This window comes from Aquincola tertiaricarbonis (genome assembly GCF_023573145.1).
Taxonomy (GTDB): Bacteria; Pseudomonadota; Gammaproteobacteria; order Burkholderiales; family Burkholderiaceae_C; genus Aquincola; species Aquincola tertiaricarbonis_B.
Window position 1 is genome coordinate 1,434,809 of sequence record NZ_CP097635.1, and the last position, 23,417, is coordinate 1,458,225.

Annotated in this window: 24 protein-coding genes; 10 read left to right on the forward strand and 14 right to left on the reverse strand. The window is 70.3% G+C overall.

The window, feature by feature from the left end; all coding sequences use genetic code 11:
* Positions 1-24: 24 nt before the first annotated feature.
* Positions 25-678, reverse strand: coding sequence for a CDP-alcohol phosphatidyltransferase family protein (locus MW290_RS06625; protein WP_250196463.1), 654 nt, complete (start codon positions 676-678; stop codon positions 25-27).
* Positions 679-905: 227 nt separating this feature from the next.
* Between MW290_RS06625 and MW290_RS06630 the strand changes: the two genes are divergently transcribed.
* The 3 genes from MW290_RS06630 (at position 906) to MW290_RS06640 (ending at position 3,725) form a co-directional block, all read left to right on the forward strand.
* Positions 906-1,868, forward strand: a complete 963-nt coding sequence (locus tag MW290_RS06630) for a GGDEF domain-containing protein (RefSeq protein ID WP_250196464.1) — start codon at positions 906-908, stop codon at positions 1,866-1,868.
* 61 nt (positions 1,869-1,929) lie between these two features.
* Complete coding sequence (locus tag MW290_RS06635) at positions 1,930-2,583, forward strand: PEP-CTERM sorting domain-containing protein (protein ID WP_250196465.1); 654 nt, start codon at positions 1,930-1,932, stop codon at positions 2,581-2,583.
* Positions 2,584-2,723: 140 nt separating this feature from the next.
* The gene (locus MW290_RS06640) at positions 2,724-3,725 is read left to right on the forward strand and encodes an SGNH/GDSL hydrolase family protein (RefSeq protein WP_250196466.1); all 1,002 of its coding nucleotides are present in this window, start codon (positions 2,724-2,726) and stop codon (positions 3,723-3,725) included.
* A gap of 15 nt (positions 3,726-3,740) precedes the next feature.
* Here MW290_RS06640 and MW290_RS06645 read toward each other — a convergent pair whose 3' ends face one another.
* The 10 genes from MW290_RS06645 to MW290_RS06690 are packed head-to-tail and all read right to left on the reverse strand — an operon-like array spanning position 3,741 to position 12,052.
* Positions 3,741-4,733, reverse strand: coding sequence for a tripartite tricarboxylate transporter substrate-binding protein (locus MW290_RS06645; protein WP_250196467.1), 993 nt, complete (start codon positions 4,731-4,733; stop codon positions 3,741-3,743).
* Between the two features lie 14 nt (positions 4,734-4,747).
* The gene (locus tag MW290_RS06650; protein ID WP_250196468.1) at positions 4,748-5,320 is read right to left on the reverse strand and encodes a flavin reductase; all 573 of its coding nucleotides are present in this window, start codon (positions 5,318-5,320) and stop codon (positions 4,748-4,750) included.
* Between the two features lie 21 nt (positions 5,321-5,341).
* On the reverse strand, positions 5,342-6,301 hold the full coding sequence (locus tag MW290_RS06655) for a PDR/VanB family oxidoreductase (protein ID WP_250196469.1): 960 nt from the start codon (positions 6,299-6,301) through the stop codon (positions 5,342-5,344).
* Positions 6,302-6,314: 13 nt separating this feature from the next.
* Complete coding sequence (locus MW290_RS06660; protein WP_250196470.1) at positions 6,315-7,067, reverse strand: SDR family NAD(P)-dependent oxidoreductase; 753 nt, start codon at positions 7,065-7,067, stop codon at positions 6,315-6,317.
* 11 nt (positions 7,068-7,078) lie between these two features.
* Complete coding sequence (locus tag MW290_RS06665) at positions 7,079-7,555, reverse strand: aromatic-ring-hydroxylating dioxygenase subunit beta (RefSeq protein ID WP_250196471.1); 477 nt, start codon at positions 7,553-7,555, stop codon at positions 7,079-7,081.
* 4 nt (positions 7,556-7,559) lie between these two features.
* The gene (locus tag MW290_RS06670) at positions 7,560-8,840 is read right to left on the reverse strand and encodes an aromatic ring-hydroxylating oxygenase subunit alpha (protein ID WP_250196472.1); all 1,281 of its coding nucleotides are present in this window, start codon (positions 8,838-8,840) and stop codon (positions 7,560-7,562) included.
* Positions 8,837-9,382, reverse strand: coding sequence for a nuclear transport factor 2 family protein (locus MW290_RS06675; protein ID WP_250196473.1), 546 nt, complete (start codon positions 9,380-9,382; stop codon positions 8,837-8,839). Before MW290_RS06675 ends, MW290_RS06670 begins: the two co-directional genes overlap by 4 nt.
* A gap of 5 nt (positions 9,383-9,387) precedes the next feature.
* Complete coding sequence (locus MW290_RS06680; protein WP_250196474.1) at positions 9,388-9,750, reverse strand: IacB protein; 363 nt, start codon at positions 9,748-9,750, stop codon at positions 9,388-9,390.
* A gap of 42 nt (positions 9,751-9,792) precedes the next feature.
* Positions 9,793-10,962 carry an acyl-CoA dehydrogenase family protein gene (locus tag MW290_RS06685; protein WP_250196475.1) on the reverse strand — a complete coding sequence of 390 codons (1,170 nt, stop codon included), beginning with the start codon at positions 10,960-10,962 and terminating at the stop codon, positions 9,793-9,795.
* Positions 10,934-12,052, reverse strand: a complete 1,119-nt coding sequence (locus MW290_RS06690; protein WP_250196608.1) for an amidase — start codon at positions 12,050-12,052, stop codon at positions 10,934-10,936. The genes MW290_RS06685 and MW290_RS06690 overlap by 29 nt, the downstream gene beginning before the upstream one ends.
* Before the next feature lie 475 nt (positions 12,053-12,527).
* On the opposite strand from MW290_RS06690, the gene MW290_RS06695 reads away from it, so the two are divergent.
* The 6 genes from MW290_RS06695 to MW290_RS06720 all read left to right on the forward strand — a co-directional run bounded on the left by MW290_RS06695 (position 12,528) and on the right by MW290_RS06720 (position 19,757).
* Entirely contained in the window at positions 12,528-13,670 is a 1,143-nt protein-coding gene (locus tag MW290_RS06695; RefSeq protein ID WP_375142830.1) for an ABC transporter substrate-binding protein, read from the forward strand.
* Positions 13,671-13,683: 13 nt separating this feature from the next.
* A complete protein-coding gene (locus MW290_RS06700; protein WP_250196477.1) occupies positions 13,684-14,715 on the forward strand; it encodes a branched-chain amino acid ABC transporter permease in 1,032 nt (343 codons plus the stop codon).
* Positions 14,712-16,583: a branched-chain amino acid ABC transporter ATP-binding protein/permease gene (locus MW290_RS06705; protein ID WP_310740107.1), complete on the forward strand. Its 1,872-nt coding sequence runs from the start codon at positions 14,712-14,714 to the stop codon at positions 16,581-16,583. Before MW290_RS06700 ends, MW290_RS06705 begins: the two co-directional genes overlap by 4 nt.
* Positions 16,580-17,359, forward strand: coding sequence for an ABC transporter ATP-binding protein (locus MW290_RS06710; RefSeq protein WP_310740108.1), 780 nt, complete (start codon positions 16,580-16,582; stop codon positions 17,357-17,359). The genes MW290_RS06705 and MW290_RS06710 overlap by 4 nt, the downstream gene beginning before the upstream one ends.
* Before the next feature lie 77 nt (positions 17,360-17,436).
* On the forward strand, positions 17,437-17,910 hold the full coding sequence (locus tag MW290_RS06715; protein WP_250196478.1) for a MarR family winged helix-turn-helix transcriptional regulator: 474 nt from the start codon (positions 17,437-17,439) through the stop codon (positions 17,908-17,910).
* Between the two features lie 521 nt (positions 17,911-18,431).
* Entirely contained in the window at positions 18,432-19,757 is a 1,326-nt protein-coding gene (locus MW290_RS06720) for a tannase/feruloyl esterase family alpha/beta hydrolase (protein ID WP_259373473.1), read from the forward strand.
* Between the two features lie 103 nt (positions 19,758-19,860).
* On the opposite strand, the gene MW290_RS06725 is transcribed toward MW290_RS06720, so the two are convergent.
* A complete protein-coding gene (locus MW290_RS06725; protein ID WP_250196479.1) occupies positions 19,861-20,724 on the reverse strand; it encodes a LysR family transcriptional regulator in 864 nt (287 codons plus the stop codon).
* A gap of 90 nt (positions 20,725-20,814) precedes the next feature.
* Between MW290_RS06725 and MW290_RS06730 the strand changes: the two genes are divergently transcribed.
* Positions 20,815-21,783 carry a DMT family transporter gene (locus tag MW290_RS06730; RefSeq protein ID WP_250196480.1) on the forward strand — a complete coding sequence of 323 codons (969 nt, stop codon included), beginning with the start codon at positions 20,815-20,817 and terminating at the stop codon, positions 21,781-21,783.
* On the opposite strand, the gene MW290_RS06735 is transcribed toward MW290_RS06730, so the two are convergent.
* Both MW290_RS06735 and MW290_RS06740 read right to left on the reverse strand, forming a co-directional pair.
* Positions 21,711-22,910 carry an extracellular catalytic domain type 1 short-chain-length polyhydroxyalkanoate depolymerase gene (locus tag MW290_RS06735; protein WP_250196481.1) on the reverse strand — a complete coding sequence of 400 codons (1,200 nt, stop codon included), beginning with the start codon at positions 22,908-22,910 and terminating at the stop codon, positions 21,711-21,713. The two genes, MW290_RS06730 and MW290_RS06735, sit on opposite strands and share 73 nt — an antisense overlap.
* A gap of 38 nt (positions 22,911-22,948) precedes the next feature.
* Entirely contained in the window at positions 22,949-23,377 is a 429-nt protein-coding gene (locus MW290_RS06740) for a ribbon-helix-helix domain-containing protein (protein ID WP_250196482.1), read from the reverse strand.
* Positions 23,378-23,417: the final 40 nt, after the last annotated feature.

Below are 23,417 nucleotides of genomic sequence, written 5' to 3' on the forward strand. Positions count from 1 at the left end.
CATAGGCCGCCGCGCTGGGGGCGCTCACAACTTGGGAATGCGCAGCGTTTTGCTGGCCATCAGCGTGCCCGACAGCACGAACAGCAACGCCAGCGGATGCAGCACCCACGGGCCCAGTTGCCAGGCGCCGCCCCACAGCGCATCACCCACCGCGCCCTGACCCATGGCCAGCGCCAGCACGCCGGTCAGCGCCACGCTGGTGGGGATGGGCGTGCCTTCGAAGTACTTCACCTTGTCGCCGCCGCCCGACAGCGTTTCGGCGGTGACGTTGTAGCGCGCCAGCCGGCTGACGCCGCAGCACACGAAGTAGATCAACGCCACCGCGTCCCAGCCGCCTTGCAGGCCGGCCGCAAAGGCCAGCGTGGCGGGGCCGATCCCGAAGGAGATCACGTCGGCCAGCGAGTCCAGCTCGCGCCCCAGCACCGAGGACTGCCGGCGCCAGCGGGCGATGCGCCCGTCCAGCACATCGAACACCAGCGCCGCCGGCGCCATGGCCGCCGCCCACCAGAAATCGGACACATCGCGGCTGAGCAGGTAGCGCATGGCCAGCAGCACCGAGGCCACGCCGCAGGCCGCGTTGGCCAGCGTGAAGAAGTCCGCGAGCTGAAAGTCGCGGATCATCGAGAAATGCCGCGGCGCCGCCTGCGGGGCGGCGGGCCGGGTGGGGGACGTGGCCATCTTGTTCTCCATTGGGGTGTTCAGTGGACAGGAGCCTGCCAGCGGGCAACAGCCCCGCCGCACGGATTGCAGTGTCGGAGGCAGCCTACGCGCCAAAACTGCACGGCGGCGTCGCAGCCGCGGGAGGCGGCCTCAAGTTGCGGCGCAATCCGACGAAGTGATAGCCGTGGCAGGCAGTGGATGTCACTCGCATCAATTCAAACCCCCATCAGAACAGGGTCAACCGCATGCCGCCCAACGACCGCATGACCGACCGGCCGCCGTGGAAGGTGCTGGTCGTGGACGACGATCCCGCCTCGCAGCTGCTGATTCGCACCGCCCTGGCCCCGATGAGCTTCAACGGGCGCCGGCTTGAAATGCTGGCCGCGCACAGCCTGGCCGAAGCCAGGCAACTGCTGGAACAGCATCACACCGACATCGCCGTCGCGCTGATCGACATGGTGGTGGAGTTGCCCTGCGCCGGCCTGGCGTTGGCCGAGCACATCCGCCACCGCCTGCACAACCACCGCATGCGGCTGCTGCTGCACACCGACCTGGCCAGGCTCGGTCCGCAGTGCCAGGCGCTGCAGGCCTGCGACATCAACGGCTACCTGGACAAGGCTGTGGGCGACCCCGCGCGCCTGTGGCCCGGCGTGTTGACGGCGCTGCGCGCCTGGCAGGAAGTGAGCGGGCTGCAGCGTGCCATCGAGGAGCTGCGCCACCGCTCGGTCACCGATCCGCTGACCGGGCTGAACAACCCCAGCACGCTGCGACAGGCCCTGACGCGTGCCCTCAGCGGCGGCCAGCGGCGGCAGGAGCCGCTGACGGTGCTGTTCCTGGACGTCGACAACTTCAAGCTGATCAACGACGAGCAGGGCCACCTGCGCGGCGACGAGGTGCTGCGCGGGGTGGGCGAGGCCTTGCGCACCAACTCGCGCCTGGAAGACAGCTGCTACCGCTACGGTGGCGACGAGTTCCTGGTCATCCTGCCCAACTGCAGCGTCGCCCAGGTGGAAGCCAACTACCTGCCGCGGCTGATGGCCGCCTTCGCGGCCCTGGGCGTCAGCGTGAGCCATGGCGCGGCCGATGCCGGACCGCGCTTCTACCCCTCGGCCGACGAGCTGATCCGCTGCGCCGACGAGCGCATGTACCAGCGCAAGCGCGCGCTGCGCCGCGAACCGCAGGGAATGCTTCGGCCCGCTGCTGCGTAAGCCGTGTGTGCCGGGGCGCATGGGGCGCCGAAGGCACACCCTTGCCAGGAGCGAGCAAGACATGAACACCACCCTCTTGAGCCGGGCGCTGTGCGCCGCCGGCCTGATCGCCATGCCCTTGGCCAGCCATGCGCTGAGCGGCATCACCGACAACGCGGGCGACTTTCTGCCCACCTTTGCAGGCAGCGCCAGCAGCACCGACCTGGACGTGCTCAGCGCCACCGTCAAGTACGACGCGGCGCGTGACCTGTTCGAGCTGAGCAGCACCATGGCCGGCGCCATCGGCACCACGCCCAAGGGCTTCTACGTGTGGGGCGTCAACCGCGGCGCAGGCAACGCCACCTTCGCGCCCAACGGCATCGACGGTGTGCGCTTCGACGCCGTGGTGCTGCTGCGGCCCGACGGCACCGGCTCCATCGGTGGCGGCGCCGGCCTGCCGACCGGCTCGGTCAAGGTCTCGGGCAACACCATCACCGGCTACGTCAGCGGCGCGCTGCTGCCCTCCACCGGCTTCAACAAGCTGGACTACACCTGGAATCTGTGGCCGCGCGACGGCGCCTTCAGCGGCTTTGCCGCGATTTCCGATTTCGCGCCCGACAACGCCAGCTTTACCACCACCGCCGCCGCCCTGGTGCCGGAACCCGGCACCTACGCGCTGATGCTGGCCGGCCTGGGCGCGGTGGCATGGGGTTCGCGGCGCCGCCGTCAAGTCTGATGTTCATAGGCCGTGCGGCGCGTTCGGCACGCGCCTTGCGCGGCCCCTGCGCCGTACGATCGCGCCGCGTGGCCAGTCCAAGCCACGCGGGCGGCCGGCCCATGGGCTGGGCCGCTTCCAACCACCCACGAGGAGTACCCATGTCCCTACGCCCTGCCTTGCGCGCGTGCCTGTTCATGTTCGGCGTTGCGATGGCCGCCAGCAGCCATGCCACCCTGCCGCAATTCGGCTCCATGGTGGTGTTCGGCGACAGCCTGTCGGACAACGGCAACCTGCTGGCTGCCACGCAGGGCATGGCGCCGCCCGTGCCGCCGTCGGCCCCGCCGCATCGCACCTATGACGACGGCCGCTTCTCCAATGGCCCGGTGGCGGTGGAACGCTTGTGGAGCAGTGTTTCGCGCTCTCGCCAGGCGGAGATCAAGCCCTTCCTGGCACCGCCGGTGGGTCTGCCCAAGAAGGGCGCGGTGAGCTTCGCCTTCGGCGGCGCGGGCACCGAGTACCAGAACGGCATCCCGGCCAGCACCGCCACCGTGCCCGGCGTGCTGGGCCAGGTGAAGATGTACACGGATGCACTGGGCCAGCGCCGCGCGCCGGCCGATGCGCTGTACGTGGTATGGGCGGGCGGCAACGACTACGCCTTCCTCGAACGCAAGGACCCGCCCGGCGTGGTGGGCAACATCGCCAAGGCCATCCAGCAACTGCATGCCAAGGGCGCGCGCCGCTTCCTGCTGCCCAACCTGCCCGACCTGGGCATCACCCCGCTGGCCCAGCAACAAGGCCCTGCGGCGGCTGCCGGGCTGACCGCGCTGGCCAAGGCCCACAACGCCCTGCTGGCGCAGACGGCCACCAGCCTGGCCGCCTCGCTGCCGGGCAGCACGCTGGTGGTGGTGGACGTGTTCAAGCTGGGCGAAGTGCTGCTGTCCGCCGGTCTGGCCTCGGCCCTGCCGCCGGCGCTGGAACTGCTGGCGCCGGGTTCGTCCGGCTGCCTGTTCACCGCCCCGGCCACCTGCCCCGACGTGGACCTGGACGCACCGCTGCCGCCGCTGCTGTTCTGGGATGCGCTGCACCCCACCGCCCGCGCCCATGAGCTGATTGGCGCGGCCATGTACACCCGGCTGCTGCTGTCGCGCTTCGGCTTCTGAGGCGCAGCGCGGGCGTCACTCGTCGGCGGTGTAGCCGCTGGCCTTGACGATGGGCCCCCAGCGCTGCAGGTCCGCCATCACCAGGGCGGCAAAAGCGGGCTGGCTCGTCGCCAGCGGCTCCAACGACAACTGCTCCAGCGTGCTGCGCATGGGCGCCGATTCGGTGACCTGTGTGATGGCCTGGTGCCAGCGCGCCACGATGGGGGCGGGCGTGCCGGCCCGCAGGTAGGCGCCGTAGTACACGTCGGCGCGGATCTGCGCATGGCCTTGTTCCGCGAAGGTGGGCACCTCGGGCAGGCGCCGCGAGCGTCGTTCGCCCGCCACCGCGATGGCCCGCAGCCGGCCGCTGGCCAGGTGCGGAATGGCCAGGCTCAACGGCGTCACGGTCGAGGCGATCTGCCCGCCCATCACATCCTGCACCGCGGCGGCACCGCCACGGTGCGGCACGTGCAGCAGGTCCACCTTGGCCGACCGTGCGAACTGGTCGCCGACGAAGTGCATGGTGGTGCCCGCGGCCGCGGTGGTGTAGGCCGCGTCCTTGGGGTGGCTGCGGCACCAGGCGACAAAGGCCGCCAAGTTGCGCACGCTGTCGGGCACCATCGGGCCGACGGCCAGGCACAAGGACTCGCTGGCGATCGCCGCCACCGGCAGCACGTCGCTGGCGGTGTCGTAGGCGATGCGGCGAAAGACGTGCGGGTAGATCGTCAGGATGGGGTCGGCCGACACCATCAGCGTGCGGCCGTCGGCCGGCCCCTGCTTGAGCTCGGCCACCGCCAGCCGGCCGCCGGCCCCGGGGCGGTTGTCGACGATCAGCGTGTCGTCCTCGCAGGGCAGCCGCTGCTGCAGCGCGCGGGCCAGCGCATCGGCCGTGCCGCCGGGCGGAAAGCCCACCAGCAGCCGCGCCTGGCCGCGGGTGGACTGCGCGCGCAGCGCCGGCGCGGCCAGGCCCAGCAGGCCTGCGGTCGACCAGGCCAGCGCCTGGCGCCGGCCGCTCTTGAGGTCGTGCATCGTCAGCTCCTGCTTCAGGCCGCCGCCGCGCCCAGGGCGTGGTAGCGGCGGTCGAAATACGCCAGCCCCCGCGGGGCCGGCACGGCATCGTCGGTGCGGACCTGGTCCACCTCGACGATGAAGACGCTGTGGGTGCCCACCTCGTGGGTGTCCACGATGCGCCCGTCGATCTGCACCAGTGCGCCGTCCAGGCCGGGGGCACCGCTGGCGCAGGCCGCCCAGGGGGTGCGATCGAAGCGCTCCGCCATGGACACGTTGCGGTCGGAGAACAAGGCCGACAGCCCTTCCTGGCCGGCGCTCAGCACGTTGACGCACAGCACGCCGTTGCGCTTGAAGAACGGATGCGCGAACGACCCGCGGTTCATGCAGACCAGCACCGTCGGCGGGCTGTCGGTGACGCTGCAGACGGCCGAGGCCGTGAAGCCGGCGATGCCGGCCGGGCCGTCAGTGGTGATGACATTGACGGCCCCGGCCAGGCGGGCCATGCCCTGGCGAAAGGCAGCGGTGCTGGGCGAAGGCACCGGCGGCGCCACGGGCAGCGCGGGCGACGGACCGGGGTCATGGGTGGCAGGGGCAGGGGCATTCATGGCAGCTCTCCGGGGGCGGGGTCAGAGGTCGAGCACCAGCCGCGCCGACTTCGCGCGCGAGCAGCACACCAGGATCTGGTCATTGGCCGCACGCTCTTCGTCGGTGAGGTAGACGTCGCGGTGGTCGCATTGGCCTTCGAGCACGGTGCACACGCAGGTGCCGCACACGCCCTCTTCGCAGGACACGGGCACCTCGATGCCGATGGTGGACAAGGCCTGCAGGATGGTCTGGCCTTCACGCACCTGCACGCTGCGGCCGCTGGCGGCGGCCACCACCTCGAAGCCCTGGCCCGAGGTGTCGACGTCGGCGCTGAAGTACTCGCGGTGGATCTGCGACTGCGCCAGCCCCTGCGCAGCCGCGGTGCCGATGACCCAGTCCATGAAGCCCGTGGGCCCGCACACGTAGACGTGGGTGCCCGCCGGGGCCGCGGACAGCGATGCCGGCAGGTTCAGCCGCTGCGCGTCGCCGGCGTCGTCGAAGTGCACATGCACCCGGTCGGCGAAGGGCGCGGCCGCCAGCTCATCGAGGAAGGCGCAGGCGCCCGCCGAGCGGGCGCAGTAGTGCAGCTCGAACGGCCGGCCCGCCGCGGACAGCTCGTAGGCCATCGCGATCATCGGCGTGATGCCGATGCCGCCGCCCACCAGCACGCTGTAGGCCGCCTCGGCCGCCAGCGGAAAGTGGTTGCGCGGCGCGCTGATGGTGACGCTGGCGCCTTCGGTCAGGTGCTCGTGCACGGCGATGGAGCCGCCGCGCGAGGACGGATCGCGCAACACCCCCAGCCGGTAGCGGCGCACGTCGGCTGGGTCGCTGCACAACGAGTACTGCCGCACCAGCCCGGTCGGCAGGTGCACGTCGACGTGGGCGCCGGCCTGGAAAGCCGGCAGCGCTGCGCCCGCGGCGTCGGCCAGATCCAGCAGCACGATGTTGCCGCCCTGTTCCATGCGGCGGCGCACGACCACCTGCAATGCTTGCGTGTTCATGTCCTTGCTCCGCTCAGCGCATGAAGATGCCGCCGTTGACGTCCCAGGTCGCCCCGGTGGCGAAGTCGGCCTCGCGCGAGGCCAGCTGCACCACCAGAGACGCAACGAAGCGCGGGTTGCCCAGGCGCTGCACCGGAATGGCCTCGACCAGCTTGGCCAGGCGCTCCGGCGGCACCGCGGCCCGCACCGAGGGCAGGTCCATCGGGCCCGGCGCGATGGCGTTGACGGTGACGCCGCGCGGCGCCAGCTCACGCGCGAAGATCTTGGTCAGCGTGAGGATGCCGGCCTTGGACGAGGCGTAGTGCGCGCCGGAGGCGGTACCGCCGTTCTGCCCGGCCAGCGAGGCCAGGTTGATGAGCCGCCCGTAACCGGCCTGCGCCAGCATCGCGCCAAAGACCTGGCAGCCCAGGAAGGTGCCGCGCAGGTTGATGCGCAGCACCTCGTCGAACTCCTCCGGGCTGATCTGCATCACCGGCGTGGTCAGCGTGATGGCGGCGTTGTTGACCGCCACCTGCAGGCCGCCCCAGCGCTCGGTGGCGGCCGCGGCGGCCGCCTCGAAGTCGGCCTTGCGGGTGACGTCGAGCGCCAGGCCCCAGGCCGTCTGGCCGCTGGGGTCCAGGGCGGCGGCGGCCGCTTCGGCCGCGGCCCCATCGCGGTCGGTGAGCAGCACGCGGTGGCCGGCGGCGTGCAGCGCTTCGGCGATGCAGCGGCCCAGGCCCTGCGCCGCGCCGGTGACCAGCGCCGCGGGCATGTCAGGCATGTTCATGGCCCGTTCCTTCAGAGGATGAAGCCGATGCTGGTCAGCGTGTCGGTGGCGTTGATCAGGCGCACCACCTTGCGTTGCAGCCGGAAGCCATCGCCCTCGCGGCGCAGCTCGTAGGTGACATCGGCGATGTGCTCGCGCAGCACGTCCTTGCGGAAGGCCTTCAGGTCCTGCGCCGCACGCACCGTGACCACGCCATCGGCCTCGCCCAGCACCCGCAGCCGCGACAGGCTGCGCACCGTGCGCGCCCGCGGCCAGGTGGAGATGGACTCGCCGCTGGTCAGCCGGGTGACGCGCTTTTCGCGCATTGCATGGTCGTCGTAGGCGTAGTTCAGCGTGTTGTCGAAGTCGGTTGCTTCGGGGTCGATGGGCACGACGTAGAGGCCGTCGTCGGTCCACAGCTTCAGCCAGTCGGCGAACTCGCCGTGGTCCAGCATGTCGGCCTCCTGCCAGACGAAGGCACTGACCTGTTGCAGCAAGGGGGTGTTCATCGGATCAGTCCTTGGTCGTCATCAGCTGTTGCCACTGGCGGTAGGCCGCACGCATGCCGGTCTCGGCACTCACGTCGCCGGCCACGCCGTCGTCGGTCTTGTGCTCGCCCGCCAGGCCGCGGTTGAGCAGGATCCACAGGTCGGTGCCCGCACGTGCGCCCTGCTGCACACGCTCCCAGGCTTCGGAGTCGTCCGGCGTGCCGAAGCCCATGGGCCCCTGGAAGTGCTCATGCATGCGCAGCCGCGCCCGGTTGGCGGCAGCCGGGCCCCCTTCCATGGTGATGACGGCGTGGTGGATCTCGGTCTCGTCGACCGAGATCGGCTGCAGCACGCGGAAGAAGGCCATCGAGCAGGCGATGTTGGGGAACAGGTTCAGGTTGAAGCCCGAGCCGCCCACCGCACGCACGATGCGGCGCACCTTCTGCTCGTCGTGGCCTTCGGCGCGCAGCTCGTCGGCAAGCGCCAGGTAGCGCTCGGGGATGGGCTTGTCCAGCTCGGCTTCCAGATCGACCAGGTCGGGGATCATCACCATCACGCTGTGGCCGTTGCCCAGGTCCTCGACGTAGCCCTTGCCGCCGACGAAGTCGAGCATCTCCTCGGTCTGCTTGTCGACCGAGTGCAAGAAGCTCTTGTGCACCAGCGGGAAGTGGTACGCGTCGGTGGTGTTCTCGAGCTGGATCTTCCAGTTGCCGGGAAAACGGAAGCGGTGCTCGCCGGCCACCTTGACGGGGTAGCCGCCGCCCTGCTTCATGAACAGGTCCATCCACTTCTTGGCCGGGCCCAGGTAGTCGGCCAGGGGTTCGATGTCGTTCTTGAAGGTGGCGAAGATCATGCCGGCGTACTCTTCCACCCGCAGGCTCACCAGCGGGTGCTCGCCCTTGTCCAGCATGTCGGCATAGCTCTCGGGGTGCGGCACGCCGCGCAGCGAGCCGTCGAGCGCATAGCTCCAGCCGTGGTACGGGCAGACGAAGCTGTTGGTCTTGCCCTTCTTGTGCTCGCACACCGTGGCGGCGCGGTGGCGGCAGCGGTTGAGCAGCACATGCACCTGCTTCTTGCGGTCGCGCACCACGATCACCGGCTGCCGGCCCACCCAGTGGCTCTTGAAGCTGCCGACTTCCGGCAGCTCGCTGGCATGGGCCACCCACACCCAGGTGTTGTTGAAGATGCGGTCCATCTCCAGCTCGAAGATCGCCGGGTCGGTGTAGAGCGAGGTGTGCACGCGGTCGGGCTGCACCAGGCCGGCCAGCGGCCGGTGCAGATGGATCGGTTGGGTCGGGGCATTCATGCAGTGGCTCCGGAAGAAGAAGGCAGGGGCAGCGGCGCAGCGTCGTTCCAGGTGTCGACGGGCCGGCTGAAGAGGTTCTCGGTACGGAAGTGCGACATCCGCCAGGCGCCGTCGGGCTCCAGCGCCAGGTCGATGACCAGGCGAGCGGCATTGAGGTGCGACGCACCGCTGGCGAAGGTGGAGGTCTGCAACATCACCCAGCGGGCGACGGCATGGCTGGCGTCTTCGTCCACGGCGATCGCCTCGCTGCACAGGAAGTGCACGTTCAGCGCGAAGTGCGCCGGCTCCTTCATGTAGCGGGCCATCATGGCGGCGATGGCGGGCCGGCCACGGTAGCCGCCGAAGCTGCTGCCGTAGCGCGCGCCCACGCCTTCCCACACGGCGTCGGCCGTGAACAGGCCCGCCAGTTCATCGAGCGGCGTGCGGGCATCCAGCGTGTCGCACAGCGCCATGTAGCGCTCCACGCAGGCACGGATGGCCGTCTCGGCCTGCAGGCGCGCGAGCTGGCGCTCGAGCCGGTCGATGCGGGCGGTGGCGTCCATCGGCTTCAGTCCGGGATCACCAGCTCGCGGCCCACCCGGGCCTCGACGCGGCAGTACTTCCACAGCTTGTAGGCGCCGTCACCCACCGGCGTGGTGCGGAACAGGTTGCAGGCCGCATGCACGGTGTCCAGGTCGGGCACATCGGCCAGCACGTAGGTGGTCCACGGCCAGTTGAGCGACGGACCGACCATCGAGCGGTCGTCATCCAGGTTGCCCAGCACGCGCACGCCGGGCAGCTTGCCGATGCCGCTCATCATCTGGCTGAAGGCCGCCCACACGGCCTTGGCCTCTTCGGCCGTGGCATCGAAGAAGTTCTGGTTGACGCCGATGCAGAACAGCGTGCGCAGCGGAAGGGGAGCTTGGCTCATGGCGGGCTTTCGAGAAAGGAATGAAAGAAGGTCGAAGAAGGCTCAGAGGTAGCCGGGCAGCGGGTCGAGGCCGAACAACATCGCGCCCGCGTTCTGGTAGGTGATGTCACCCATGAAGGCGTGCTGCGTGACGGCCAGGCTGTCGCAGGCCTGGGTGGCCAGCGGCGAGCTCTGGTAGATGCTGGTCATGCCGGTCAGCATCTGCACGCCGCGCACCACCTGGGCACCGGTGCGCGTGGCATGGGTGGCCGACAGCCGCAGCAGGTTGGTCTGCTCGCGGCTGACCGGATCGCCGCGCAGCAGGCTGTCCCAGGCGTCGTCCATGGCTTCATAGAAGAAGGCGCGCGCCGAGCGCAGCTGGGCTTCGCAGCGGGCCAGCTCCATCTGCACCTGCGGCCGGTCGCCGATGCGCGGCGCCCCGGTGACCGAGACACGGCCGCCGGCCATGTCGCGCAGCTCCTCGATGGCGCCGCGGGCAATGCCCAGGCTGACGACCGACAGCACCTGCGCCGCGAACGACAGCGAGGGATAGCGGAACATCGGCTCGGTGAGCGTGGCCGTACCGCCGCGCACGAAGGTCCAGTCTTCGGACACGACCGCCTTGTCGACCACCACGTCGTGGCTGCCGGTGCCCACCAGGCCGATCACGTTCCAGTTGGGCTCGATGCGCACACGCTCGCGCGGCAGCACCGCCATGCGGGGCAGCTGCGCCTTCTGGTCGGTGGTGGGCACGATGCCCACGCCGATGACCTGCGCCCCCATGCAGCCGCTGGCAAAGCTCCAGCGGCCGCTGACCTCCAGCCCGCCTTCCACGGTGCGGGCCGGCTGCGGCGGAAAGATGCCGCCGGCGAACACCAGGTCGGGGCCGTCGGCATACAGCGTCTTCAAGGTCGACATCGGCAGGCCGGCCAGGTAGGTGATGCCCATGCCGAAGCTGGCCACCCAGCCCGCCGAGCCGTCCGCCTGCGCGATGCGCTCCACCAGTTCGCAGAACTCGTGCGGCGAGCGCTGCGCGCCGCCCAGCCGCTGCGGCACCAGCGCACGGTAGATGCCGTGGCGCTTGAAGGCGTCGATGATGTCGTGCGAGATGAAGCGCTGGGCCGCGAACTCGCCGCGACGCTCGCGGATCTGCACGAGCAGGGCCTCGAAGCTGTCTGCCACGTGGGCCGGCGCGGCGCCGGCTTCAACGCCGGGGGAAGTCAAGGTCAGCATCGATCACTCCATGAGGGGCGGGCTTGAAAAGGGGCAGGCGTGCGGCTGCATGGGCCGCGACGGCACACAGCAGTCCGTCGGCACCGCGGGGTGCCACCAGCTGCAGGCCGGCGGGCAGACCGCCCGCCGTGCGCAGCGGCAGCGTGATGGCCGGGTGGCCAGATAGATTGAAGGGCCGCACCAGCGACGTCATGCCGATGGCGGCGCGGGTGTCGGCCGCATCGGCCACACGCGGTGGCACATCGGGCATCGTGGGCAGTGCCAGCACGGTGCAGGTCTCGAACAGGACATCGATCTCGGCGATGAAGCGCCGGCGCACCTCTTCGGCCGCCGCCAGCGCGGCCGCATCGGTACCGCGGGCCGCCAGCAGGCGCTGCGCCACGTCGGCCCCCACCAGGCCGGTGCCCACCAGGTGCCCGCTGGCCGACCAGGCCTCGGCATTGATGACAGTCAGCCCCGCGTCATAGGCCCGCGGCAGCAGCGGGCTGTGCACCGCCTGCTGTTCGGTGGCCGACCAGGCTTGCAGCGCCGCCGTGACGGCGGCCTGCACTTCGTCTGCAGCCTGCACCTGCAGCACCCCCACGCGCAGCGTGGCCGGCAGCGGCGGCAGGTTGAAGCCCGGCGCGATGGCCTTCATCGCGTTGATCAGCGTCGGCAGGTCGCGGGCCATCGGGCCTACGCAGTCGAGGCTGGTGGCCGCCGGCATCACACCGTGGCGGCTGACCAGCCCGAAGCTGGGCTTGAGCCCGATGACGCCGCAGCAGGCCGCAGGCACCCGCACCGAACCACCGGTGTCGGTACCCAGCGCCATGTCGGCCAGACCGGCCGCAACTGCGGCGGCCGAACCGCTGGACGAACCGCCCGGCACGCGGTCGGGCCAGAACGGGTTGCCCGGCGTGCCGTCGTGCGCATTGAGGCCGGTGGTGCCGAAGGCCAGCTCATGCAGCTTGGTCTTGCCGGTGATGCGCCAGCCGGCCCGGCGCAGCAGCGACACCGCTTCGGCGTCCTGGTCCGCGGGTGGGGCTGAAGCCAGTGCGCGACTGCCGCCGCGGGTGGGCGTGCCGGCGACGTCGATCGTGTCCTTGACCATCGCCGAAGGCCCGGCACCGGGGTCGTGAAGGGGAAGGAGCACGGGGCTCATGGCGGGGTCAGGCTGGGCATGTGAGGGCTCGCCGGCTGCGTTGGAATGGGCGAACGGTACGATAAAATTACGTGAATCGTCAACTAAAAAGACGCAGGGTTTACTCGAACCATCCCGGTGCTTCGAGCGCCCGAAAACGGGCGCTCCGCCCCACGTTGGGGGCCACCCGCCGATCACCGATCCGCAAGAAATCGCGGAAATTCGCTGGAAATCCCTAGCATCACCGCCGCCATGCGGCACATAGAGTCGTGGCCGGCCAAGACCACGAGGCCCGTGGAAGCAGCGCCAAACCGGCAAATGCATTTACGTGAACTGGCACGCTTAGTGCTGTGGCAGTTCCGTGATCCCACGCGACCGATGACGCCGTTGCACCCAGGCCGCCCTTCCCTCTTCACGCCAGCTTTTCGCGGAGCACCCCATGTCCATGCCCATGCTTGCCAGCGTCGCCTTGAGCGCTGCCCTCTTCGCCGCCACTGCCGCCCATGCGCAGGTCAAGGTCGGCGTGGTGTCGTCCTCCAGCGGCCCCATCGCCGCGGTGGGGGTGCCGCAGAAGAACACGGTGCCGCTGCTGCCCAAGCAGGTGGGCAAGACCACGATCGAGTACATCCCGCTGGACGACGCCAGCGACCCGACGGCTTCGGTGGCCGCCATCAAGAAGCTCATCGGTGAGCACAAGGTCGACGCCATCATCGGACCCAGCGGCTCGCCCAATGCCATGGGCGTGATCCAGTTCGCGGCCGAGGCGGGCGTGCCGCTGTTAGCCCCGGTGGGCACGGCCGCCGTGGTGCTGCCGATGAACGATCAGAAGAAGTGGATCTTCAAGACCACGCAGAACGATGACTTGATCGCCGCGGCGCTGGTGGGCCACATGAAAAAGGCGGGCGTCAAGACCGTCGGCTTCATCGGCACGGCCGACCCCTACGGTGAGAACTGGCAGAAGGTGTTCAGCAGCCTGGCGGCGCCGGCCGGCATCAAGCTGGTCTCGGCCGAGAGCTTCCAGCGCCGTGACACCTCGCTGACGGCGCAGGGCCTGAAGACCGTGGCCGCCCGGCCCGATGCGGTGCTGATCGCCGCGCCGGGCAGCTCGGCCGTGCTGCCGCAGACCACGCTGTTCGACCAGGGCTACAAGGGCCAGATCTACCAGACGCATGGCGCCGCGCTCGACGACTTCCTGAAGCTGGGCGGCAAGAAGGTGGAAGGCACCATCCTGGCCGCCAGCGGCCTGCTGGTGCTGGACGAAATGCCGGCCGAAGACCCGGTGCGCAAGGTGGCCGCCGACTACGTGGCCGGCTACGAGAAGCTGCACGCCACCAAGCCGGCCACCTTCGGCGCCAACGTGTACGACGCGGGCCTGCTGCTGCAGGCCGCCATTCCCGCGGCCTTGAAGGCGGGCCAGCCGGGCACCGCGGCCTTCCGCAGCGGTTTGCGCGACGCGATCGAGCAGACGCGCGAGCTGCCGGGCACGCAGGGCGTGTACACGATGACGGCGCAGGACCACAGCGGCTTCGACGAACGCGGCCGGGTGCTGATCACCGTCAAGGGCGGCCGCTGGTCGCTGCTGAAGTAAGCGCGGTGCCGCCATGAACCTGCAGATCCTCTTACTGCTCGGGCAGGACGGCATGACCAGCGGCGCGGTGTATGCGCTGCTGGCGCTGTCCATTGTGCTGGTGTTCAGCGTCACCCGCGTGCTGCTGGTGCCGCAGGGCGAGTTCGTCACCTTCGGCGCCATGGCCATGGCCGCGATGCAGGCGGGCCGGCCCGTGCTGCTGGCCTGGCTGCTGGTCACCATGGCCGGCCTGCGCGCCGTGGTGGCCACCTGGCACTGGCTGCGCCACGGCGTGCGGCCGACCCTTGGCAGCTGGTGGGCGCTGCCCTATGCGCTGGGCCTGTGGCTGGCGCTGCGGCTGCTGCCGCTGCAAAGCCTGCCCGTCGGCATGCAGGCCCTGCTGACGCTGGCCCTGGTGGTGCCGCTGGGGCCGCTGATGTACGACCTGTTCTTCCGGCCGGTGGCGTCGGCACATGCGCTGGTGCTGCTGATCGTCTCCATCGCGGTGCACGGCGTGCTGGTGGGCCTGTCGCTGCTGATGTTCGGCGCCGAGGGCGCGCGGGCGCAGCCCTTCTCCGAGGCCGGGCTCGAGATCGGGCCGGTGACCTTCAACGCGCAGACGCTGTGGGTGCTGGTGCTGTCGCTGGCCCTGATCGTCGCGCTCTATGCCTTCTTCGAACGTACGCTGATGGGCAAGGCGCTGCGCGCCACCGCCATCCAGCGGCTGGGCGCGGAGCTGATGGGCATCTCGCCGACGATGGCCGGGCAGGCGAGCTTTGCGCTGGCCGCCTTCATCGGGGCGTTGTCAGGCGTGCTCATCTCGCCGATCACCACGCTCTACTTCGACAGCGGCTTCATCATCAGCCTCAAGGGCTTCGTCGGCGCCATCGCCGGCGGTCTGGCCAGCTACCCGGTGGCCGCGGCCGGCGCGCTGGGCGTGGGGCTGGTGGAGTCGTTCTCCACCTTCTGGGCCAGCGACTACAAGGAGGTGATCGTCTTCACCCTGGTGCTGCCCTTTTTGCTGTGGCGATCGCTGACGACCCGCCACACCGAGGAGGAAGCATGAGCGCACTGCACACGCCCCTGGCCACCCCGCCGGTGTCCGGTGCCCACCCGGCCCGGCCCTGGCGGCGCCAGGCCCTGATCGCGGCGGCCGTGCTGCTGCTGGCGGTGGCGCCGATGGTGCTGCCCGGCCACCACGTCACGCTGCTGAACAACATCGGCCTGGCGGCGCTGGTGGCGCTGGGGCTGGTGCTGCTCACCGGCATCGGCGGCATAACCAGCTTCGGGCAGGCGGCCTTCGTCGGCCTGGGCGCCTACACCACCGCCTGGCTGGGCACCGAGCAGCACCTGCCCGCGGCACTGGCCTGGGCCGCCGGCTCGCCCGCCGCAGCGCTGGCCTGCGGCCTGGCCCTCACGCTGGTCGTGGCCTCGGTGCTGGGGCTGGTGACGCTGCGGCTGTCGGGCCACTACCTGCCGCTGGGCACCATCGCCTGGGGCCTGGCGCTGTATGCCTTGTTCGGCACCTTCGAGTCGCTGGGCGGCCACACGGGGCTGACCAACCTGCCCCCACTGACGATGGGCAGCTGGGTGTTCGAGCGTGCCGAGCAGCTGTACCTGGTGATCTGGGGCACGGTGCTGCTGGCCCTGCTGCTGTCGCGCAACCTGCTCGACTCGCGCAGCGGTCGCGCGCTGCGCGCCTTGCATGGTGGCCAGGCCATGGCCGCCAGCATGGGCGTGGACGTGTTCCGCACCAAGCTCACGGCCTTCCTGCTGTCGGCCGCGCTGGCCTGCCTGTCGGGCTGGCTGTATGCCTATACGCAGCGCTTCGTCAGTCCGGCGCCGTTCAGCCTCAACGCCGGCATCGACTACCTGTTCATGGTGCTGATCGGCGGCGCGGGCCACCTGGCCGGCGCCTTGCTGGGCGCCGGGCTCTTCACCTACGCGAAGGACCTGCTGCAAGACCTGCTGCCGCGCCTGCTGGGCGAGGTGGGCAACTTCGAGTCGGTGGTGTTCGGGCTGCTGATCGTGGGCCTGATGCACCGTGCACCGGGCGGGGTGGCCGGCTGGCTGACCACCACCTGGCGGCGCCGGTTCGGCGCCAGCACGCCGCGCCATGCCGCCATCGATCCGGCGGCAGCGGCCTCACTGCCCAGGCGGCCGCTGCCCGCGCGCGGCACCCCGGTGCTCGAAGTGCAGGGGCTGACCCGCCGCTTCGGCGGGCTGGTGGCCAACCGCGACCTGGCGCTCACGCTGCATGCAGGCGAGATCCTGGCCGTGATCGGCCCCAACGGCGCCGGCAAGAGCACGCTGTTCAACCAGCTGTCGGGCTGCGACACGCCCACGCAGGGCACGATCCGCTTCCTCGGCCGCTCGGTGGCCGGCTGGGGGCCGCGCCGCATCGCCGAGGCCGGGCTGTGCCGCACCTTCCAGCACGTGAAGCTGCTGCCGACCATGAGCGTGCTGGACAACGTGGCCATCGGCGCCCACCAGCGCGGCCGCAGCGGCCTGCTGCGCAGCGCGCTGCGCCTGGACCGTGCCGATGAAGCGCGCCTGCTGGCCGAGGCGCAGCGGCAGCTCGAACGCGTGGGCCTGGGCGCCTTCGCACAGGCGGAGGCGGGCAGCCTCTCGCTGGGCCAGCAGCGGCTGGTCGAGATCGCCCGTGCCCTGTGCGCCGACCCCAGCGTGCTGCTGCTCGACGAGCCGGCCGCCGGCCTGCGCCACCTGGAAAAACAGGCACTGGCGGCCTTGCTGCGCCGCCTGCGCGACGAGGGCACCGCGGTGCTGCTGGTCGAGCACGACATGGACTTCGTGATGAACCTCGTGGACCGCGTGATGGTGATGGTGTTTGGCGAAAAGATCGCCGAAGGATTGCCGGCCGAGGTGCAACGCCACCCCGACGTGCTGGCTGCCTACCTGGGAACCGGCGCATGACACACCCCACCCCCCAACCGACCGCAGCCCCCCTGCTGCTGGACGTGCGCGACCTGCACGTGAGCTACGGCAAGATCGATGCACTCTGCGGCGTCTCGCTGCAGGTGGCGGCCGGCCAGATCGTCACCGTCATCGGCCCCAACGGCGCCGGCAAGACCACCTTGCTGTCTGCGCTGATGGGCGTGCTGCCGGCGCGTGGGCACATCTCGGTGGACGGCGCGGCCAACAGCGTGGGCGCCAGCATCGGCCAACGTGCGGGTGAAGGCATCGCGCTGGTGCCCGAAACGCGCGCCCTGTTCGCCAGCATGAGCGTCGAGGACAACCTGCGCCTGGGGGCCTTCCGCTTCCGGCACGAGCCGCGGCAGCGCCATGCCGATGCGCTGGCGCAGGTGTTCGACCTGTTCCCGCGGCTGCAGGAGCGGCGCACCCAGCAAGCGGCCACGCTGTCCGGCGGCGAGCGGCAGATGCTGGCCCTGGGCCGCGCCCTGATGGGCCGGCCGCGCCTGCTGATGCTGGACGAGCCCAGCCTGGGGCTGGCGCCGCTGATCGTGCGCGACATCTTCCGCATCATCGCCGAGTTGCGCAGGCAGGGCGTGTCGGTGCTGCTGGTGGAGCAGAACGCACGCGCGGCGCTGACGCTGGCCGACCATGCCTACGTGCTGGAACTGGGCGAGGTGGCCACCCAGGGCCCGGCCCAAGAACTGGCCCACGACCCACGTCTGGAGCAGGCCTATCTGGGCCATGCCGGACAGCATCAGGAGGTGTTGACCAGCTGATGTGCAGAACACAAAAGCGGGGGTCAGGACGTTGGGCTTAGCATCCCAAGGACTTGTCTCGATGTGCATCCGCCACGATGTCTGCCAACTCGCGCTCCAACAACCGCTTCAACCCGGGAAGCCCCGATTTCCACAAGGAGGAGTACCCGTTTTACTGGATTGCCCGTGTGCACGCGCGCTACTCGCTCGACATGGAGCGCGCGCTGAAGCCGGTCGGCCGCGACATCCCGACCTGGCGCGTGCTGGCCATCCTCAGCGAACAAGGCACGAGCAGTGTGTCCGACATTGCCATGCATGCGGTTGCGAAGCTGTCCACGATCACCAAGATCGTCTACCGCATGAAGGCAGAAGGACTGGTGACCACAGCCACCGCCGAACACGATGGCAGGGTGACCGTGGTGTCGTTGACCGAAGCCGGCGAACGCGCGATGCAACGGGTCAACGACGCCACCCACAGCTTGTGGCTGAAGAGCTTTGCCGGCCTGACCCCAGCGAAGGTGGCCAAGCTGAACGAACTGCTGAAAGCCCTGCTCGCCAACCTCGAACGCTGACCGAGGGCGAGCAGGGCGGAACGGCAGTGCCCATTCCTCCCTCCACCTCAGGAGTCCGTTCTTGGACATCAGACATCAGGCCCCCTAAAGCCGCACCGCCCCTCCAGCGGCCAGCCCCCTTGGTACAGGGCTGACACACCACGCCACGCTATCTGGCAAGCACCTCTGTGCTCCAGTGGGGCCCGGACTTTCCGGGCTCATCAGCGGGCATCCCTTTTTGATGGAGCCTTCCATGCGTGTCTCCTGCCTTCCCACGCCCATCGTCGCCCGGAAGTTCGGCTCTTTTGCCTGGCCTGCGCCCCGCGGGGCAGCGCTCATGGCCGTCTGTCTGGTGCTCGGCGCGTGCGGCGACGGTTCAGACGAGGACCTGCCTTCTGCGACACAACTGAGGGCCACATGCGCCTCGATCGTGGGCAAGCAGCTCGGTGCGGTGACCGTGAGCGCTGCCAAGCGGTACGAGGCCGACAGCGCGCGGGGAACCCCCGCCTTCTGTCAGGTTCAAGCCACGCAGCCCCCCCTACCTGGACTTTGAGGTCGTCCTGCCCGACAACTGGTCGGGGCGACTCTGGCAGCAGGGTGGCGGCGGCTTCGACGGCTTCATCGACTCGGCGGTCGTGCTAGATGCTGCAGGCAAGGTCCAGGCCTTGAGCCGTGCGGTCGGTCAACAGGCGGCGGTTTATGCCACGTCCAATGGCGGCAATCGGCAAAGTGTGGCGGCCGAAGCGGGCCCGATGGTGTGGTTTGACGGCACGCCCGCAGGCGCACAGTCGCTGCAGGACTATGACTATGCGTCCGTCGGCAAGACGGTTCACTTCGCCAAGGCCCTCACTGCGGAGTTTTACGGACGCAAGCCATCGAAGACCTACTTTTCGGGCTGCTCCAACGGCGGACGGAACGCCTATGCGGCCATCCAACGCTGGCCCGAAGAATATGACGGCGTGGTCAGCGGATGCATGGGGATGGACCTGGCCGGCCAGACGGCCATGTGGATGAACATCGCCAAAGTGGACGGCACGCCGGCGATGCCCACCGCGACCCAGTGGAACCGGCTGTATCAGGCTGCAGTGGCCGCCTGCGACGCCAGGGACGGCCTGACGGACGGCATCATCGCCAACTATGCGGGCTGTGACTTCGACGTCGGCACGCAGGCTTGCGGCCAGGCGGGCGCCAGCAGCGACCCGTCCATCTGCCTGTCGGCGGCGCAGGTGGCAACCGCCAAGACGCTGGTCAGCAGCCTGACCTCCTCCGCGGGATCGGTCGTCTACTCGAAGTACCAATGGGCCGACTGGTCGACGTCCTTCTACGGCGTTCTGGGCGGTGCCTACATGGCCATCGCGACCAGCGATGTCTCCTGGATCACCTCCCCGGCCAGGCAGGCGACCTTCGATCTGGGCCAGCACCTGGGCCCGCTGACGGTCGGCCTGCAGCAGACGGGAGCCGACAACGACAAGCGGGCAGTGGCCGACTTCATCGCGGCAGGCAAGAAGGTCATCCATTGGCACGACGGCGCGGACGAGCTGGTCTCGCTCGAAGATCACCAGCGCAACATCGCCCTGGTGCACGAGATGGCGAAGGCCAAGGGGTTGGCGGATCCCGCCCAGGCAAGCCGCTTCTTCATCGTGCCGGGCACGAACCACAGCGGGGGGCAGGCCTTGACGGCCGTGGACTGGTCCCAGGCCATCGTCGACTGGGTGGAAGCCGGCATCGCACCGTCCCAGCTCACCTACACCGCTTCGACCGCCGCGCAGGGTGTACGCACCCTGCCGGTGTGCCCATACCCCCAATACCCTCGCTATGTCTCGGGGGACACCAGTTTGTCGACCAGCTACACCTGCACCGCGCCCTGAGCCAAGAGCCCCGGCCTGACCCCGGCCAAGGTGGCCAAGCTGAACGAGCTGCTGAAGCTGCTGCTCGACAACCTGGACGGCTGAGCCTGTGCGGGTCGCGGGCTCAGCCCGGCCGCCGCAGCGTCTGCAGCACCTGCTGCTCCAGCGCATCGACCGCTGGCACGCCGCGTGAGGCCTTGCTGCGCAACACCACCACCTGCATGGCCGGCAGCGGTGGCAGGCCATGGCGCTCTCCCAGCACCACCAGTCCCGGCGGCACGCTGCAGCGTGTGAGCACGGCCACCGCCATGCCGCTGTGCACCGCCGCCAGCTGGCCGGCCAGGCTGGCGCTGTGATACACGACCCGGTGCGGTCGCCGCTGCGCGGCCAGGGCGGCCAGCGCATCGCGCCGGGCCAGGCTGCCGGGCTCGTACGCGGCCACCGGCAGCGGGTCGCGCCGCCAGGCTTCCTGCTGCGGCGCGCCCACCCACACCAGCGGCTCCTCGAACAGCAGCGTGCCGCGCTTCGGGCGGTCGCGTGAGACCAGTGCCACGTCCAGCTCGCCGCGCTGCACCTGCGGAATCAAGGCGGTGGACTGCTCACACACCAGAGCGATCTCCACCTCGGGCTGCAGGCTGCGAAAGCTGCGCAGCACCGGTGTGAGGTAGCTGGCCGCGTAGTCGTCGGGCACGCCCAGTCGCACCTGGCCCTGCAGCGCCGGGCCGGTGAGCATGGCCAGCGCCTCGCCGTGCAGTGCCAGCAGGCGCCGCGCGTAGGCCAGCAGCTCGGTGCCGGCGGGCGTCAAGGCCAGGTGGCGCGGACCGCGCAGCAGCACCGGCCGGCCCACCACCTCCTCCAGCTTCTGGATCTGGGTGCTGACCGCCGACTGCGAGCGATGCACCAGCGGCGCTGCGGCCGACAGCGAGCCCGCGTCCACCACCGCCACCAGCGCGCGCAACCAGTCCAGCTGCAGTTCCTTGCCTGCCATCGAGGCCTCCGGCCTTCCATTCGGTTTGCAGATGGTAGCGACCGAAACTATGCGCTTTACCGATTCATGGTGCGGCGGAACCATGCCGGCATGGAACAAGGCAAGGCATCGGCCCACTCGGGACAACGCTGGATGGTGGCCGGCAGCCTGCTGCTGGGCACGCTCGGCGTCTTTGTGCATGAATCGGGGCAGCACCCGCTGACGGCGGTGTGGGCGCGCTGCCTGTTCGGCGCGCTGGCGCTGGGGGCCTGGGCCGCCGCCACCGGTCAGGCGCGGGCGCTGCGGCTGCATGGCCGCGCGCTGGGCGCGGCGGTGCTCACCGGGCTCCTGATGGTGCTGAACTGGTCGCTCTTCTTCGCCGCCATCGGCCAGGTGCCCATCGGCACCGCCACCGTGGTGGTGCATGCGCAGCCCTTCTGGTTGATGGCGCTGGCCGCCTGGTGGCTGCGCGAGCCGGTGAGCCGATGGCAGATGGGCGCTGCTGCCGTGGCCATGCTGGGCCTGGTGCTGGCGACCGGGCTGGGCACGGGCCTGGGCACCCCGGCCGGCCCGAGCGACGCGCTCGGTGAGGGTCGTGCGCTGGGCCTGGGGCTGTGCCTGGCCGCTTCCTTCACCTATGCGGTGGCCACGCTGCTGGCGCGCCAGGCCGGCATCGCACCGCTGGTGCTGGCCTGGTGGCAATGCGTGGTGGGTGCGGTGGTGCTCACGGCCTGGCCGCTGGTGCACGGCCTGCCCACCGCGCCGGCCGCGTGGGGCTGGCTGCTGGGCCTGGGCGTGCTGCACACCGGCCTGGCTTATGTGCTGCTGTACGAAGGCATGGCCCGGCTGCCGGCCGAGCGCATCGCGGTGCTGCAGTTCGTGTACCCCGGCGCCGCGCTGCTGGTGGACTGGGCGGTGTACGGCCAGGCGCTGGACCTGCTGCAGTGCCTGGGCGTGGGGCTGATGGCGGCTGCGCTGTGGGCCTCGCGCAGCCCGCCTTCAGCACCTCACGCGCCCCGGTGCTGGCGGAAGAAGCGCAGCATCTCGGCCGAGGCATCGGGCCCGGAAGCGTCGGTGTAGCTGCCCGCGGGCTGGCCGCCTGACCAGGCGTGGCCAGCCCCGTGCACCACCCACAGCTCGGCATGGCTGCGGCCATCGGCGCCTTCATGGTGCTGGCGGCTGAAGCTGCGGCCGCCAGGCGCACGGCCCTCGGTGAGCTGCGAGCGCCACTCGGCCGGCGCACCCGCCAGCGCAGCCGCCAGCAGCTGGTGGCCGTTGCGCAGATGCACGGTGCCGTCCTGGTCGCCATGGAACACGATGGTGGGCACCGGCTTCGCGGGTCGCGGCGTGCGGGCATGCGGGCTGGGGCTGGCCGCACCAGCCTTCATCGCGGCCAGGGCTTCCTGCAGGTTGCCGGCGGCATCACCCGGCAGGCCGGAATGCACGCCCGCCGCGGCGAACACGTCCGGGTAGGCCGCCGCCACGATGGCCGCCATCGCGCCCCCGGCCGAGAGGCCGGCCACGTACACGCGGCGCGGGTCCACCGCATGCGCGGCCATCACGGCCTTCACCTGGGCCACGATGCCGGCCGGCTCACCACCGTCACGCTGCTGGTGGTTGTGCTTGAACCAGTTCCAGCAACGCTGCGGGTTGGCGGCCTGCGCCTGCTCCGGGTACAGCACGTAGCAGCCCTGGCTGCGCGCCAGCGCGTTCATGCCGGTGCCGGCGGCAAAGTCGTCAGGGTGCTGGGTGCAACCATGCAGCATCACCACCAGCGGCAGCGGTGCCTGCGGCGTGGCGGTGGCCGCCGCCGGCGGCACATAGAGCTTGTAGCGCCAGCTGCGGCCGCCGTGCGTCAGCGCGCCGGTGGTGAAGCTGTCGGGGGTGGCCGGCTCCAGGGTGGCGGGGTCCGTGCTGGTGTGGGTGCCCGGCATCGGGTGCGCACCGCCCAGGCCCGGCAGATCGGCGAGGGCTATCACCGGGCCCTGGCCGGCCGCCTGGGCCCAGGCGGCCGCGGCATCACGCAGGCCGGCACCCCAGGCGCCCGGGTCCACGCCGGGCACCGTGCCCTGGAAGGCCGCCGGCGCACCGGCGCCCAGCGCCTGCTGCAGCGCGGCCTGCGCTTCGGCCAACTGGCCGGTTTGCGTGAGCCGGGTGGCTTCGCGCATCAGATCGGAGAGCGAGCGGTTCGGCATGGACTTGGTCATCAGGGGCAATCAAAAAGGGACGGTGCGGAAAGCACCGGTCAGCGCGGACGCTGGGTGAGCGCCGCCTTGACGGCCGGCGACGCGTGCAGCGCCCCCAGCACGTCGATGGAAGCGATGGTGTCGCGCGCCAGTTCGGGCGTGACGTCGTCGGCAAAGGTGGCCAGGCCCAGCACACGGATGTGCAGGCGCTCGTTGGCGGCCTGCGCAGCGCGCAGGTCGGCGGCGGTGAAGTGCTGCAGGCCCAGCACCAGCATCTTTCGGGCGACCGCCTGTTTCACCGCATCGGCATGGGCGCCGATCTGGTTGCGGATGGCGGTGCGGATGAAGTCGCTGCGGTGGCTGTAGAAGCCTTCGGCCACCAGCAGGTCGATCTGGCCCAGATCGACGAAGCCGAGGTTGATGGTGATCTTCTCGGAATCGACCGGCTTGGCGGAGGCGACGGTGGCAAGAGCGGGTTTGGACGGCATGGCGCCATCCTAGCGCCATCCAATTGGATGGTTACCGGTA

Coding starts and splice junctions, on each gene's coding strand:
- MW290_RS06675 (WP_250196473.1), bottom strand. CDS start 9,382: ATGGACGCCACCGCCCGCATCGACCGGCTCGAGCGCCAGCTCGCGCGC.
- MW290_RS06665 (WP_250196471.1), bottom strand. CDS start 7,555: ATGAACACCCCCTTGCTGCAACAGGTCAGTGCCTTCGTCTGGCAGGAG.
- MW290_RS06630 (WP_250196464.1), top strand. CDS start 906: ATGCCGCCCAACGACCGCATGACCGACCGGCCGCCGTGGAAGGTGCTG.
- MW290_RS06735 (WP_250196481.1), bottom strand. CDS start 22,910: ATGACCAAGTCCATGCCGAACCGCTCGCTCTCCGATCTGATGCGCGAA.
- MW290_RS06645 (WP_250196467.1), bottom strand. CDS start 4,733: ATGCACGACCTCAAGAGCGGCCGGCGCCAGGCGCTGGCCTGGTCGACC.
- MW290_RS06635 (WP_250196465.1), top strand. CDS start 1,930: ATGAACACCACCCTCTTGAGCCGGGCGCTGTGCGCCGCCGGCCTGATC.
- MW290_RS06700 (WP_250196477.1), top strand. CDS start 13,684: ATGAACCTGCAGATCCTCTTACTGCTCGGGCAGGACGGCATGACCAGC.
- MW290_RS06660 (WP_250196470.1), bottom strand. CDS start 7,067: ATGAACATGCCTGACATGCCCGCGGCGCTGGTCACCGGCGCGGCGCAG.
- MW290_RS06690 (WP_250196608.1), bottom strand. CDS start 12,052: ATGGTCAAGGACACGATCGACGTCGCCGGCACGCCCACCCGCGGCGGC.
- MW290_RS06670 (WP_250196472.1), bottom strand. CDS start 8,840: ATGAATGCCCCGACCCAACCGATCCATCTGCACCGGCCGCTGGCCGGC.
- MW290_RS06740 (WP_250196482.1), bottom strand. CDS start 23,377: ATGCCGTCCAAACCCGCTCTTGCCACCGTCGCCTCCGCCAAGCCGGTC.
- MW290_RS06640 (WP_250196466.1), top strand. CDS start 2,724: ATGTCCCTACGCCCTGCCTTGCGCGCGTGCCTGTTCATGTTCGGCGTT.
- MW290_RS06705 (WP_310740107.1), top strand. CDS start 14,712: ATGAGCGCACTGCACACGCCCCTGGCCACCCCGCCGGTGTCCGGTGCC.
- MW290_RS06715 (WP_250196478.1), top strand. CDS start 17,437: ATGTCTGCCAACTCGCGCTCCAACAACCGCTTCAACCCGGGAAGCCCC.
- MW290_RS06725 (WP_250196479.1), bottom strand. CDS start 20,724: ATGGCAGGCAAGGAACTGCAGCTGGACTGGTTGCGCGCGCTGGTGGCG.
- MW290_RS06710 (WP_310740108.1), top strand. CDS start 16,580: ATGACACACCCCACCCCCCAACCGACCGCAGCCCCCCTGCTGCTGGAC.
- MW290_RS06730 (WP_250196480.1), top strand. CDS start 20,815: ATGGAACAAGGCAAGGCATCGGCCCACTCGGGACAACGCTGGATGGTG.
- MW290_RS06685 (WP_250196475.1), bottom strand. CDS start 10,962: ATGCTGACCTTGACTTCCCCCGGCGTTGAAGCCGGCGCCGCGCCGGCC.
- MW290_RS06650 (WP_250196468.1), bottom strand. CDS start 5,320: ATGAATGCCCCTGCCCCTGCCACCCATGACCCCGGTCCGTCGCCCGCG.
- MW290_RS06695 (WP_375142830.1), top strand. CDS start 12,528: ATGCCCATGCTTGCCAGCGTCGCCTTGAGCGCTGCCCTCTTCGCCGCC.
- MW290_RS06655 (WP_250196469.1), bottom strand. CDS start 6,301: ATGAACACGCAAGCATTGCAGGTGGTCGTGCGCCGCCGCATGGAACAG.
- MW290_RS06625 (WP_250196463.1), bottom strand. CDS start 678: ATGGCCACGTCCCCCACCCGGCCCGCCGCCCCGCAGGCGGCGCCGCGG.
- MW290_RS06680 (WP_250196474.1), bottom strand. CDS start 9,750: ATGAGCCAAGCTCCCCTTCCGCTGCGCACGCTGTTCTGCATCGGCGTC.